10 protein-coding genes are annotated in these 11814 nt (G+C 74.2%); 7 read left to right on the plus strand and 3 right to left on the minus strand.

What is annotated here, in order from left to right:
• Positions 1 to 25: 25 nt before the first annotated feature.
• The gene (locus WMF31_RS15215) at positions 26 to 967 is read right to left on the minus strand and encodes a hypothetical protein (protein ID WP_436602641.1); all 942 of its coding nucleotides are present in this window, start codon (positions 965 to 967) and stop codon (positions 26 to 28) included.
• A 367-nt stretch (positions 968 to 1334) separates the two neighbouring features.
• Between WMF31_RS15215 and WMF31_RS15220 the strand changes: the two genes are divergently transcribed.
• The 5 genes from WMF31_RS15220 (at position 1335) to WMF31_RS15240 (ending at position 8166) form a co-directional block, all read left to right on the plus strand.
• Entirely contained in the window at positions 1335 to 3068 is a 1734-nt protein-coding gene (locus tag WMF31_RS15220) for a DUF6178 family protein (RefSeq protein WP_436602642.1), read from the plus strand.
• Positions 3069 to 3345: 277 nt separating this feature from the next.
• A complete protein-coding gene (locus tag WMF31_RS15225) occupies positions 3346 to 4692 on the plus strand; it encodes an MFS transporter (protein WP_436602643.1) in 1347 nt (448 codons plus the stop codon).
• 99 nt (positions 4693 to 4791) lie between these two features.
• Positions 4792 to 6363, plus strand: a complete 1572-nt coding sequence (locus tag WMF31_RS15230) for a serine/threonine-protein kinase (protein ID WP_436602644.1) — start codon at positions 4792 to 4794, stop codon at positions 6361 to 6363.
• A gap of 29 nt (positions 6364 to 6392) precedes the next feature.
• The gene (locus tag WMF31_RS15235) at positions 6393 to 7286 is read left to right on the plus strand and encodes a hypothetical protein (RefSeq protein ID WP_436602645.1); all 894 of its coding nucleotides are present in this window, start codon (positions 6393 to 6395) and stop codon (positions 7284 to 7286) included.
• A 1-nt stretch (position 7287) separates the two neighbouring features.
• The gene (locus tag WMF31_RS15240; RefSeq protein ID WP_436602646.1) at positions 7288 to 8166 is read left to right on the plus strand and encodes a sugar-binding protein; all 879 of its coding nucleotides are present in this window, start codon (positions 7288 to 7290) and stop codon (positions 8164 to 8166) included.
• 20 nt (positions 8167 to 8186) lie between these two features.
• Here the strand turns inward: WMF31_RS15240 and WMF31_RS15245 are convergent, their stop codons facing one another.
• Positions 8187 to 9563: a sigma 54-interacting transcriptional regulator gene (locus tag WMF31_RS15245; RefSeq protein ID WP_436602647.1), complete on the minus strand. Its 1377-nt coding sequence runs from the start codon at positions 9561 to 9563 to the stop codon at positions 8187 to 8189.
• Between the two features lie 177 nt (positions 9564 to 9740).
• On the opposite strand from WMF31_RS15245, the gene WMF31_RS15250 reads away from it, so the two are divergent.
• Complete coding sequence (locus tag WMF31_RS15250; protein ID WP_436602648.1) at positions 9741 to 10103, plus strand: hypothetical protein; 363 nt, start codon at positions 9741 to 9743, stop codon at positions 10101 to 10103.
• Between the two features lie 60 nt (positions 10104 to 10163).
• Here the strand turns inward: WMF31_RS15250 and WMF31_RS15255 are convergent, their stop codons facing one another.
• On the minus strand, positions 10164 to 11081 hold the full coding sequence (locus tag WMF31_RS15255; protein WP_436602649.1) for a hypothetical protein: 918 nt from the start codon (positions 11079 to 11081) through the stop codon (positions 10164 to 10166).
• A gap of 114 nt (positions 11082 to 11195) precedes the next feature.
• Between WMF31_RS15255 and WMF31_RS15260 the strand changes: the two genes are divergently transcribed.
• Positions 11196 to 11783, plus strand: coding sequence for a DUF2243 domain-containing protein (locus tag WMF31_RS15260; protein ID WP_436602650.1), 588 nt, complete (start codon positions 11196 to 11198; stop codon positions 11781 to 11783).
• Positions 11784 to 11814: the final 31 nt, after the last annotated feature.

Genomic DNA, 11814 nt, shown 5'->3' on the forward strand with positions numbered 1-11814 from the left:
GGGGGACGGGGGACGGGGAGCTGGGTCAGCCCTCGGAGGGATCGTCCGGGAGGCCGGCGTTCTTGCGGAGCGTGCTGCGTAGCCGGGCGAACGCCTCGCGGTAGGCCTTCTGCGCCGCCTCGATGCGCTCCTCCATGGCCTCGTCGATCTGCTTCGCCTGGGTCGCGGAGGCGTCGAGCATCGCCTTGCTGCGACCGAGCTCCTCGATGCGCGCCTCCGATGCCTTCTTCTCCTCGTCGGTGCGCCTGCCCGAGGCCTGGAACGCGCGCTCGGCCTCGATCGCCTCGTCGATCGAGGTCTTGATGGTCTCGATCTCCTCGAGCATCCGCCGCAGGCGGAGCTTGTGCTCGACCAGATCGATGTGGACCACGTAGCTCGTGAAGCTCACCGCGTCGGCCTGCTTCTCCAGCACCTCGGCGTTCTCCTTGCCGAGCGAGGCGCGGTAACGCTCGATGCGACGGTGCGCCTCGTTGCGGGCGCGGACGTACTTCCCGAGCTGACGCTCGACGCCCTCCTCGAGCGCACGGGAGGTGGCGCCCGTGACGTCCGCCTCGCAGCCCTTCTGCTTGACGACGTACTGCGCGGCGCCGCTCACCCTGCGCGTGAGCTCCTCCTGGTTGTCGTTGAAGAACGCCACGGCGCCGTCCGCGGCGCGCACGCGCTCCACGTAGTCGTGGCTACGACCAGCCGCGTCCGCCTGCTCCATGACATCGAGGACCGCCTTCCAGTCCGGCTTCTTGAGCTGGTCCGGATACGCGCCGAACTGGTCGGCCGTGCGCTTCGCGAGGTCCTCGCGCTCGCTGAACGACGCGGCCGCGGCCTGCAGCTCGGCAGGGTAACGCTCGGCGTAGCCGCTCTGCGTGGCCGACGAGGCGATCTCGGGCTCCGGGCGGGGAGCGCTGCACCCGAGCGCGAAGATTTGGCCGGCCAGGAAGAATGCGCCGGCGATGGAGCGGAATCGGTTCATGGGCGAGAGCCTATAGCCCAACTCTGCCCCGGCCGGGCGCGCTCCGCAGATCCCCCGAGCCGGCTGGCCGCCCAAGGCGCGGTGCGTGGTGTGGGGGTGGTGTGAGGAATGTTACGGGCGGGGGCGCTCTCTCGGCGAGGTGCAGCGAGGCGCGGTGGCCTGATGGGCTGTCGCCACGCACTATATTATGGATGATCGGCAGTCCGTTCGCAAGTGGTTTTGCGAGCAACTCCCTCGTTTGCGAGCGAGCGTTCGCGCCGGGCCACGCGGGGCCCTGTTCGCCGCAACAAATACCGCTGATTTCCCGCCGCCACGGCGTCAGAGCTGTTTACGCAGCTGCGCTCAGGGCGCTAAGAAGAGGGGAGTCATGACAACACCGCTTGCCAGATCGACCCGTCCTCGCCACCTCGTGGCGCGGCTCCTCGAGCAGCCGGGCCTCGTTCACCTCGTGCAGGGCCTCGAGGCCCCTGTCCTCACCCGGCTCATCCGCCACATCGGCCTGGAGGACGCGGGCGAGATCGTCGCGCTCGCGACGACCGAGCAGCTCAAGGGCATCTTCGACGAGGACCTCTGGCGCAGCGAGCGCCCGGGCAAGGACGAGACGTTCGACGCCGATCGATTCGCCCTCTGGCTCGAGGTCATGCTCGAGGCCGGCGAGGCGTTCGCGGCGCAGAAGCTCGCCGAGCTCGACGAGGACCTCGTCACGCTGGCCCTGTGCAAGCACGTCCTCGTGATCGACGTCGACGAGCTCGCCGTGCAGATGTCGAGCGCGGAGCGCTCGGACGACGACGACCTCGTGGACAAGGCGCTCGAGAGCTGCCTCTACCAGGAGTTCGAGGGGTTCCGCGTCATCGCCACGAACCACCGGAGCTGGGACGCCATCCTCCAGGTCCTGGTCGAGCTCGACCGGCAGCACCACGCCCTCCTGCGCGCCCTGCTGGAGAGGTGCTGCGCCATCTCCTCCGAGCACATCGAGGAGTCCGGCGGCCTCTACGACGTCCTCACCTCCGAGGAGATGCTGGAGTCCGACGTGGCCGCGGAGCGGGAAGACCGGCGCGAGCGAGAGGGGTTCGTCGCCCCCTCCGCGGCCGTGAGCTTCCTCAACCTGGCGCGGATCACGCCGCTGGAGGAGATCCTGAAGGCCAGCACGTACGATGCCGTCACGCGCGCGCATTTCCGGGCGGCGGCGGTGAAGCCCCGCTCGGCCGCCGCCGCGGGCCGGCGGCCCGGCGACGGGGAGAGCGCGGCGCCCGCGGAGGACGTCCGGCGCTTCCTCGAGGTGCTGCGCGAGGCGGAGATCCTGCCGCCCGCGGCGGAGCCGCCGCTGCTCACGGCCGGCCCGAGCCGCGGGGGAGACCTCCTGTTCACGGCCGCGGTCCGCGAGGTGATGGCGCGCGATCCGGACCTGTACGCGAAGCGGCTCCTGGAGCTGAGCTACCTCGTGAACGTCCTCCTCTCCGGCTGCAGCCATGACGGCCGCGCGCTCCGGCCTTTCGAGGCCGTCGAGGCCGCCCTCTGCACATGCAACCTCGGGTTCGAGCGCCTCGCCGGAGGGCGCGCGGGGCGGAAGCGGCCAGGCCCGGACGAGCTCGCGGCGACGATGACCGAGCACGACGCGGTGAAGATGTTCATGGCCGGCTGGCACCTCCTGCATCACGAGGTGTCGCTCGTCGCCGGAGGCGCGCTCCGGAGGACGCTGGCCAGCCTGGCAAAGGCCCAGGTCGACGCGCGGGCAGCCCGCGAGATCGAGCGCATGGCCCGCGGGCTGGAGGCGGATTGCGACGCGGGCAAGCCGTGGCGCTCGCGCGGCGGGCTCGCCCGGATCGAGCTCGAGCTCGGGGCCGAGGCGACATCGATGTTCCGCGCGCTCCTCGACGAGTGCCCGGCGCTGCCTCACGGCCTGAGGGAAGGGGCTCCGACCCGAGAGGGGCAGGCCCTGCGCTTCTTCTCGACCGCCGCGCAGATCCGGGCCCTCCACGCGTCGCTCGAGCGGCCGGAGGCGAGCGGGGCCAAGGGCCCGGCGCGGGCGGCCCGGGCCGACGCGCCCGGGAGGCCTCGACGCAAACGCCCTCAGCCCGGCCCGGGCCGCCGGAGTCGCTGACGCGCGCCGGCCCGGGCGCGCCGGAAACTCCTTCCCACGTTCTCCCTCGCCAGGCATCTTCATCATTTCGTCTGGGCACCTTGGCAGTCCTTCAAGCGGGTCAACCGTGTTTCCGGTGCGGGGCGATCATCGTGGCTTGGCGCTCCAGGCGCCGGACCCGCTCGTGTCGAGGCGCTGCTTGTCTTTCGCGAGGATGAACCGCGCGCCGTCGCGGGCGCCTCCGGGGTGGCCGGCGCTGGTCGCGGCCTCTAAGAGGAGCGCCGGAGGTCAACGCCGCATGGGTCCCACGCCGCCGTCCTCGACCGGCCCGTCGCTCCTGCGGGCGCTGCGCCACCGGAACTACCGGCTCTTCTTCGCGGGCCAGCTCGTCTCGCTGGTCGGCACCTGGATGCAGACGGTCGCCCAGTCCTGGCTCGTCTACCGGCTCACGGGCTCCTCGCTCTTGCTCGGCGCCGTCGGGTTCGCCACGCAGATCCCGGTGTTCCTGCTCGCGCCCATCGGGGGCGCGGTGGCCGATCGGCGGAGCCGCCACCGCATCCTCGTCTGCACGCAGTCGGTCGCCATGGCGCTCGCGTTCGGGCTCGCCGCGCTCACGATGACGGGGAGGATCGAGGTCGCGCACATCCTCGGGTTCAGCGTGCTCCTCGGCGTGGTGAACGCCTTCGACATCCCGACGCGGCAGGCGTTCGTGGTCGAGATGGTCGGCAGGGAGGACCTCCCCAACGCCATCGCCCTGAACTCGTCGATGTTCAACGGGGCGCGGATCCTCGGCCCCGCCGCGGCGGGCATCCTGGTCGGCGAGATCGGCGAGGCGTGGTGCTTCCTCGCGAACGGGGTGAGCTTCGTCGCCGTCATCGCGAGCCTCCTCGCGATGCGCGTCCCGCCGCGCCCGGCCGTCGGGGTGCGCGCGTCCGCGATCCTCGAGGCCGTCGAGGGCTTCCGGTTCGTGGCGCGCACCCGGGCGATCCGCGCGATCCTCCTGCTGCTCGGGGTCGTGAGCGTCACCGCGATGCCGTACGCGGTGCTGATGCCGGTCTTCGCCGAGGAGATCCTCGGCGGCGGGCCGCGGAGCCTCGGCCTCTTGATGGGCGCGTCGGGCGTCGGCGCGCTGCTCGGCGCGCTGGCCCTCGCGGTCCGCAGGCGGCTGCGGGGCCTCGGCCGCTGGGTCGCCACGGCGTGCGCGGGGTTCGGCCTCGCGCTCTCGCTGTTCGCGCTGTCGCGCACCTTCTGGCTGTCGGCGCTGCTGCTCGTGCCCGTGGGCTTCTCGATGATGGTGCAGATGGCGGGCTCGAACACGCTCGTGCAGGCGATGGTGCCGGACGCGCTCCGCGGGCGCGTCATGGCGGTCTACGCGATGATGTTCATGGGGATGGCCCCGCTCGGCGCGCTCCTCGCGGGCTGGCTGGCGGACCGGATCGGCGCGCCCGCGACCGTCGCGTCGGGCGGCGCGTGCTGCATCGCCGCGGCCGCGGTGTTCGCGGCGAAGCTCCCGCGGCTGCGGACCGAGGCGCGCGAGCTCATCCTCGCGCAGCAGATGGCCGCCGGGACCCCGGCCGAGCAGCTCACGCAGCCGGTCGCGGTCGATGGCCGGGCCGAGGGCCAGGGGGCGGCGCCGCCTGCGTGAGCGGGTGCGGCGCCGCCCGGCGGAGAGAGCACGAGATCGCCCGCGCCGGCGGAGGGAGAGCGCGGCCGTGCGCGCCGGCTTGCGTGTAAGATCGAAGGGATGAGCTCGGCCGATCCCGGCGCGGTCCACCACGGGGGGCGCTACGCGATCCACGACCGGATCGCGGCGGGCGGCATGGCCAGCGTCCACTTCGGCCTCCTCCGCGGGCCGTCGGGCTTCCGGCGGGTCGTCGCGATCAAGAGGCTCCACGCGCAGCTCGCGCACGACCCGGAGCTCGTCGCGATGTTCCTCGACGAGGCGCGCATGGCCAGCCGCGTGCGCCACCCGAACGTCGTCCCGATGCTCGACGTCGTGCACGAGGGCGGCGAGGTCGTGATCGTCATGGAGTACGTCGCCGGCGAGGCGCTCTCGCGGCTGCTCGCCGCCGCGGCCGAGCGCGGCGCGCCGCCGCCGCCCGCCGTCGCGGTCGCCGTCGCCGCCGGCGTCCTCCACGGGCTGCACGCGGCGCACGAGGCGCGCGACGATCGCGGCGAGCCCCTCGACCTGGTCCACCGCGACGTCTCGCCCCAGAACGTGCTCGTCGGCGCCGACGGCGTCGCGCGGGTCGTCGACTTCGGGATCGCCAAGGCGACCGGGCGATCGCACACGACCCGCGACGGCAAGCTCAAGGGGAAGATGCCGTACATGGCGCCCGAGCAGCTCCGCGCCGGCACGGCGAGCCGGCAGAGCGACATCTGGGCCGCGTCCGTCGTGCTCTGGGAGATGCTCACCGGCAAGCGCCTCTTCGACGGCGACTCCGAGGGGCACATCTACAGCCGCATCCTGCACGAGCGGGCGCCGCCGCCGAGCACGGCGGCCCCGTCGATCCCGCCCGAGCTCGACGCGATCGTCGGCCGGGGTCTCCAGCGGGCGCCCGAGCGCCGCTTCGCCACGGCGCGCGACATGGCGCTCGCGCTCGAGCAGTGCGTCGCGCCGTCCACGGCCGCGCAGGTCGGCGCGTGGGTCGAGTCGCTGGCGAGCGGCGCGCTGGCCGAGCGCGCGGCGAGGCTCCTGGACGTGGAGCGGCGCGCCGCCGCGCAGGTGCCCGGGCCGGCCGCGGCCGCCGTGGACGCTGCGCTCGCGACGCCCGCGAGCGCGGGCGCCGCGCCCTCCAGCGCGCCGCTGGCCGCGGACGCTGCGCCTTCGAGCGCGACGCCGGCCGCCCTCACGCGGCGCCACGCGGTGGTCGCCCGGCAGAGGTCCTTCGCGCTCGCCATGGGCGTTGGGCTCGCGCTCGCCGCCGGCGTCGCCGCGCTGCTCGCGCTCCGCGCGCCGGCGGCGCTCGCGCCCGCAGGCGCGCCGGCGCCCGCGGCCGCGAGCGGCGGGGAGCTGCCGGCGCTCGCGCCTCCGGCGCGCCTCGATGTGGCGATGTCCGCGTCCGCCGCCGCGCGCGCCGCCGCCGCGAGCGCCGCGCACGACGCGGGGGCGCCGCCGGGGACGCCGGGCGCGCCGGCGACGAGCGCCTCGCCGAAGGGCGCGCCTTCCGCAGGCGCTTCGCCGCGGCGCCTGCCCCCGGCCGGCGCCCCGGAGAGCGCCGGGCGCCGCCGGCCCCCGCGGGCGCCGGCGCGCCCCGACACGTGCCGCACGCTCGACGACGCGGGCATCTGGCACGTCCGGCCCGAGTGCCTTTGATCGCGCGGTCGACGCTGTATTCTGCGGGCGTGAAACGCGCCGCGTTCGAGCTCCTCGGATGCATCACGCTCGCCGCCGTCGCCGCGACCGCGACCCGTGAGGCGCGCGCGGACGACACCAAGGCCGCGTGCGTCCGATCGTACGAGCAGGCCCAGAAGCTGCGCCTCGCCGGGGACCCGCTCGCCTCGCGCGCCGAGCTCCGCCTGTGCAGCCGCGCGGCGTGCCCGGCGCTGCTCCACGTCGATTGCCAGACCTGGCTCCGGGAGGTGGAGCCCGAGATCCCGTCGGTCGTCGTGAGCGTGCGGACGCCCGCGGGCGTGGATCGGACCGACGTCAGCGTCTCCGTCGACGGAGAGCTCGCGCAGGAGCGATTGAACGGCGCGGCGCTCGAGGTGAACCCGGGAGAGCGGCGGTTCCGCTTCGAGGCTCCCGGGGCGGCCCCGGTGGAGCAGACCGTGCTGATCAACACGGGCGAGAAGAACCGTCTCCTGAGCGTCATCCTCGGCGAGCGCGAGCTCGCCGCGCCCGGCCTGCGGCCTGGGCCGGTGGGCCCGCGGCCTGGGCCAATGGCCCCTATCCCGGCTGCGCCCGGCCCGGACGCGCCTGCCGCGCCCGGGCCGCCGCTCGTGCCGATCGCGCTCGGGGCGGTCGGTCTGGTGGCGGCGGGCGCCGGGATCGCGCTCGACCTCGTGGGCAGCGCGGAGCTCCGCGGGCTGCGCTCCACGTGCGCGCCCCTGTGCGACGAGGCCGACGTGGACGCCACGCGCGCGACGCTGATCGCCGGCGACGCGCTGCTCGGCGTCGGGATCGTGTCGCTCGGCGCGGCGGCGTTCCTCTGGCTCACGCGTGACGAGCCGCGCGCGGCCCCGGCCAAGGGCGCCTCCCGGGCGGCGCTGCCCGCGCCCTTCACGGTGGTGTTCTGAGATGCCGACGCCTGGGCGCCCGAGCGGACGCGCGGGGCGCGCGCTGACAGCCCTCGCCATCGGCCTCGCCGCGACCTCCGCGGTCGGCTGCTCCCTGGTCTCCTCGTTCGACGGGCTCACCGGCGGCGCGTCGTGCGATCGAGAGGCCTACGTCGACACGTGCGAGGTGATCCCGCGCGCCCCGGACGGCTTCAGGCACGTGATCGACGGCGATCGCGCCGAGCTCTGCGCGGTCGAGTCGGACCCGTTCGACCCGCTCAAGGGCGTGTACAGGAGCAAGCCGGACGGGGAGCCGAGCTGCCCGCCGCCGAGCTGGCTCGTCGAAGCGGCGCCGCACGTCGTCCTCCGCGCTGCCTGGTCCGACGAGGCGCTCCACGTCCACGTGCGCGTCGACAAGGCCACCGAGATCGTGCTGGGCGAGGGCGAAGCGCTGTACGACGGGGACGCGGTCGAGATCTTCGTCGGCAACGCGGAGGCGCCGACGGGCGTGCTCGAGGAGGACCACGCGACGTACCTGACCTTCGCGCCCCCGCTCGTGCCTGGCGGCGAGGGGCGGTCCCATTCGGGCAAGATCGCCGGCGTGTCGTCGAGGGCCCGGCGCGACCACGCCGGCTACGAGGTCGAGATCGCGATCCCCTGGGCCTCGCTCGGCGGAGAGCCCCCGTCCCCGGGCCGCCGCATCCTCTGGAACGTCGCGCTCGACGTGGCCGCCGAGATCGAGCCCGGGGGGGAGCGCGAGCGCTTCCAGTCGTTCCTGCACTACAAGGACCACGCGGGAGACGGCAAGCAGCGCTTCTGTCGCTACGACGATCCGCTCCATGACGAGCGCAAGCCGTCGCGGGACGATCGGAGCTGGTGCACCCCCGTGCTCAGCCCGTGAAACGGACGCCGCGGCGCCGCTCAAGCGTCGCGCTCGTCGTCGGCCTCGCCGGCCTCGCCGGCCTCGCCGGAGCGCAGCCCGTGCTGGGCGATGAGCCGCTGGAGCGAGCGCCGGGTCACGCCCGCGAGCGCCGCGGCCCGCGTCACGTTGCCCTGCGTCCGCCGGAGCAGCGCGCTCACGTAGAGGCTCTCGAACCGGTTCGTCCAGAGCTCGCGCGCCTCCTTGAGGGGCAGATCCGCCGGCACGAGCGCCTCGAGCCCCGCCGGCGTGCTCGGCGGGGCGGCCTCCGGCCGCGCCTCGCGCCGGACGCACCAGCCGAGCGCGACGCTCCGCTCGATGAAGTTGCGGAGCTCGCGCACGTTGCCGGGCCAGGCGCGCGCGCGCAGCGTGGCGCAGAGCTCCTCGGGCAGCGGATCCGACCGCCCGGAGAAGCTCCGGTAGAAGTGCTCCGCGAGCAGCGCGATGTCGTCGCGCCGCGCCCTGAGCGGCGGGATCATGATCTCGAGCACCGCCAGCCGGTAGTACAGGTCCTCGCGGAAGGTGCCCTCGTTGACCCCGCGGCCGAGGTGGCGGTTCGTGGCGGCGAGCACGCGCACGTCGACGCGCCGGCTCACGCTCGAGCCGACGCGGCGGACCTCGCGCATCTCCAGGGCGCGGAGGAGCTTGGGCTGGAGCGAGAGCGGCAGCTCCCCGATCTCGTCGAGGAACAGCGTGCCGCCGTTCGCTTGCTCGAAGAGGCCGATCCGGTCCTGCACCGCGCCGCTGAACGCCCCGCGGACGTGGCCGAAGAGCTCGCTCTCGATCAGGTTCTCGGCGATGGCGCCGCAGTCGACGGCGATGAAGGGGCCGCCCTCGCGCTCGGACGCCTGGTGGATGGCGTGCGCCAGCGCCTCCTTGCCGGTCCCGGTCTCGCCCTGGATGAGGACCGTCGCGTCGGTCGGCGCCACGCGCTCGAGGATCGCGTAGATGCGCCGGATCTCCGCGCTCGCGCCGAGGAAGCGCCCGAAGCGGTCGGCGCGCGAGAGCTCGACGTACGCCGGCTCGCCGGCGAGCTCGAGCCGGAGCACCGTCTCGCCGACGGTCACGGTGCCGCCCGCGTTGAGCTCGGCGTCGTGCACCCGGACGCCGTCGACCAGCGTGCCGTTGGTGCTCTCGAGGTCCGTGACGCGGACGCCGTCGCGGTGCACCTCGAGCTCGCAGTGGAGCCGGGAAACGGTGGGGTCGCTGAGCTTCACGTCGCACCCGGGCGCCGTCCCGATCCGGATCTTCCCCGTGCCGATGCGGCGGTGCGCGCCCCGATCCGGGCCGGAGACGACGTGGAGATCCAGCGCGTCGAGGACGACCCTGGGCGCGCGCGCCATGAGGTTCGTGGTGAGCTCGTGCGGCCCGTCCGCCATGGACCGAGTTCTACCCGGCGCGCGGCCTGGCCGCGAGCGCTCGCGCCGGGCCGGTCGATGGGGCGATCGAGCCCGGCGGACGCCGGCACCTCGCATGCACCACGCGGTCGTTCGATGCACGCCTGACGCCTGTGCGCGGGGAGCGCACGGCGCACCACCACGGCGAGGGAGGGGACCATGGGGCGCGATGACGAGAAGCGACCGGATCCGGTGACGCAAGGGAAGGGGCGGGTGGACGAGGTCGATCAATCGAAGGGGATCTTCCGGCTCGACGGCCCGCACCCCAAGGACGCCGAGCTCCGGGCGCCGGGCACGCTCGGCGGCGGGCCCTACGAGGAGTCCGGGCGCGGCGGTCCTGCCGGCTCCCTGGAGCCGCGGGATCCGGGCGTCGCGGCCGCCGGGGCGGCGACGTCGCCGGAGGAGGAGCCGAAGGCGGGCGAGGGCGAGAGCGCGCAGGACGAGGCCAAGCCGGTGGGCGCGCTGCCGCAGCACGAGGAGCCGAGGGCGCCTGGGCCGAGCCGAGCGCGGCCGCCCGGGTAACCGAGCCGAGCGCGGCCGCCCGGATGACCGGGCCGAGCGCGGCCGCCCCGGGCTTCCGCTTCAGCGCCGGGACGCGGCGCTCGCGGCGCCCAGGGCGACGTACTTGCCGACCGTGCCGAGCACGCCCATCGTGCGGCGGAAGCTCTTCATGAGCCGGTCGGGCAAGATCAGATCGTCGACCAGGAAGCCAGCGACCGCGGACATGGAGCCGGTGAGGGCGCCGCTGCGCCGCCCTGTCGCGCGGAGCGCCTTCTCGTAGCCGATGCCCCACAGGAGCATGCCCCCGGTGAGCGCCGCGATCCCGGCGGGCGTGGCGACCGGATCGAAGCGGTCGCTCACGCGGCGCCTCCCGAGGCCGACCGCCGTCGCCATGGCGTTCATGGCCGCCCAGGGGGACCCGCGCTCGAGGGTCGACGCTGCCATCATCGTGCACAGGGTCGCTGCCGTCAGCGCGGCACCGGTCCGCAGCCCGCGCGTGACGATCTCGCCCATCCCGGGCTCCTCCTGAGGACGCCGCGCCGCTGCGCCGGCCGTGGCCTCGGGCGGCAGGGGCGTCGCCTCGGGCGGCAGGGCCGTCGCCTCGGGCGGCAGGGCCGTCGCTTCCGGCGGCGGGGTCGTGGCCTCCGTGGCCGAGGGGGTCACCCCGGAAGACCGCGTCGCTGCCTCCGGTGGCAAGACCGCCTCGGGCGGCATGGCCGCGTCGGGCGGCAGGATCGCCTCGCGCGGCAGGCCCGCCGCCTCGGGCGGCATGGTCGCCGTCTCGGCGGGAGAGGACCTCGCCCCGGGAGGTGAGGCCGTCACCTCCGAAGGCGAGGCCGTCGTCTCGGGCAGATCGGCTCCCGCTCCCGTCTCCCCCTGGCGGCCGACATGAAGGTAATCCTCGCGGCCGTCATGGTAGTTGTACGGGACCGGCCTGGGACCCTGGCGCTCCGGCTCCGGCGTGGCTGCGGTGCGTTCCGGGTTCACTCGATTGTCCATCTGGCACCTTTCAACGATTTCAGCGAAACGTGTCTGGGCAGTGTCTGCGCAAGCATGTGCCAACTCCGTGCCAGCTCGGGGTTGGCCCGCCGGCGGAGCCGAGATGGAGTCGCCGTGGCGCCCGGCGCCGCGCTCCGTCCTCTCCGCCTGAGGCCGGTGGTTTGGCTCTCGCATCGCTGCGCGCCGGAGGAAATCATGAGTACAGCCGGCTCGCTCGATATGGATACCATCACGAGGAGGTCACGCGCCGTGAAGGCGGCGGGCGTGCTCTTCGGCATGGGCGTTGGCGGACTGATCGACGGCATCCTTTTTCATCAGCTACTCCAGTGGCACCATATGATCTGCTTCAGCTGCCATCCGGGCGCGACGGCCGAGGACGTGAGAAGGAACATCTTCGCGGACGGCCTGTTCAACGTCGTCGCGTTCGGCCTCACCGTGGCAGGGGTCGGCAAGCTCTGGCGTGCGCTGCGCGCCGGCGTGGACCCCCTGCCCGGACGCATCTTGCCGGGCGCCGCCGCCGTGGGCTGGGGGGTGTTCAACCTCGTCGAGGGGGTGATCGACCACCATCTCCTCCAGCTTCACCACGTCCGTCCGGGCCCGGGTCAGCTTGCGTGGGACCTCGCGTTCCTCGCGTTCGGGGCGCTGCTCGTGCTCGGCGGCTCGCGCCTGATGCGCGGAGCGCCCCGCGCCGCCGCGGCGTAGCCGCCTCCATCCCCGAGAGCGCCGGTGCTCC

Origin of the sequence: Sorangium sp. So ce1036, from assembly GCF_051369805.1 — a bacterium.
Lineage (GTDB): Bacteria > Myxococcota_A > Polyangia > Polyangiales > Polyangiaceae > Sorangium > Sorangium cellulosum_F.

What these genes read in the sequence shown, in the direction of transcription:
- WMF31_RS15240 (WP_436602646.1), top strand. Translation starts at nt 7,288, where the DNA reads ATGCCGACGCCTGGGCGCCCGAGCGGACGCGCGGGGCGCGCGCTGACA.
- WMF31_RS15225 (WP_436602643.1), top strand. Translation starts at nt 3,346, where the DNA reads ATGGGTCCCACGCCGCCGTCCTCGACCGGCCCGTCGCTCCTGCGGGCG.
- WMF31_RS15215 (WP_436602641.1), bottom strand. Translation starts at nt 967, where the DNA reads ATGAACCGATTCCGCTCCATCGCCGGCGCATTCTTCCTGGCCGGCCAA.
- WMF31_RS15230 (WP_436602644.1), top strand. Translation starts at nt 4,792, where the DNA reads ATGAGCTCGGCCGATCCCGGCGCGGTCCACCACGGGGGGCGCTACGCG.
- WMF31_RS15245 (WP_436602647.1), bottom strand. Translation starts at nt 9,563, where the DNA reads ATGGCGGACGGGCCGCACGAGCTCACCACGAACCTCATGGCGCGCGCG.
- WMF31_RS15255 (WP_436602649.1), bottom strand. Translation starts at nt 11,081, where the DNA reads ATGGACAATCGAGTGAACCCGGAACGCACCGCAGCCACGCCGGAGCCG.
- WMF31_RS15250 (WP_436602648.1), top strand. Translation starts at nt 9,741, where the DNA reads ATGGGGCGCGATGACGAGAAGCGACCGGATCCGGTGACGCAAGGGAAG.
- WMF31_RS15220 (WP_436602642.1), top strand. Translation starts at nt 1,335, where the DNA reads ATGACAACACCGCTTGCCAGATCGACCCGTCCTCGCCACCTCGTGGCG.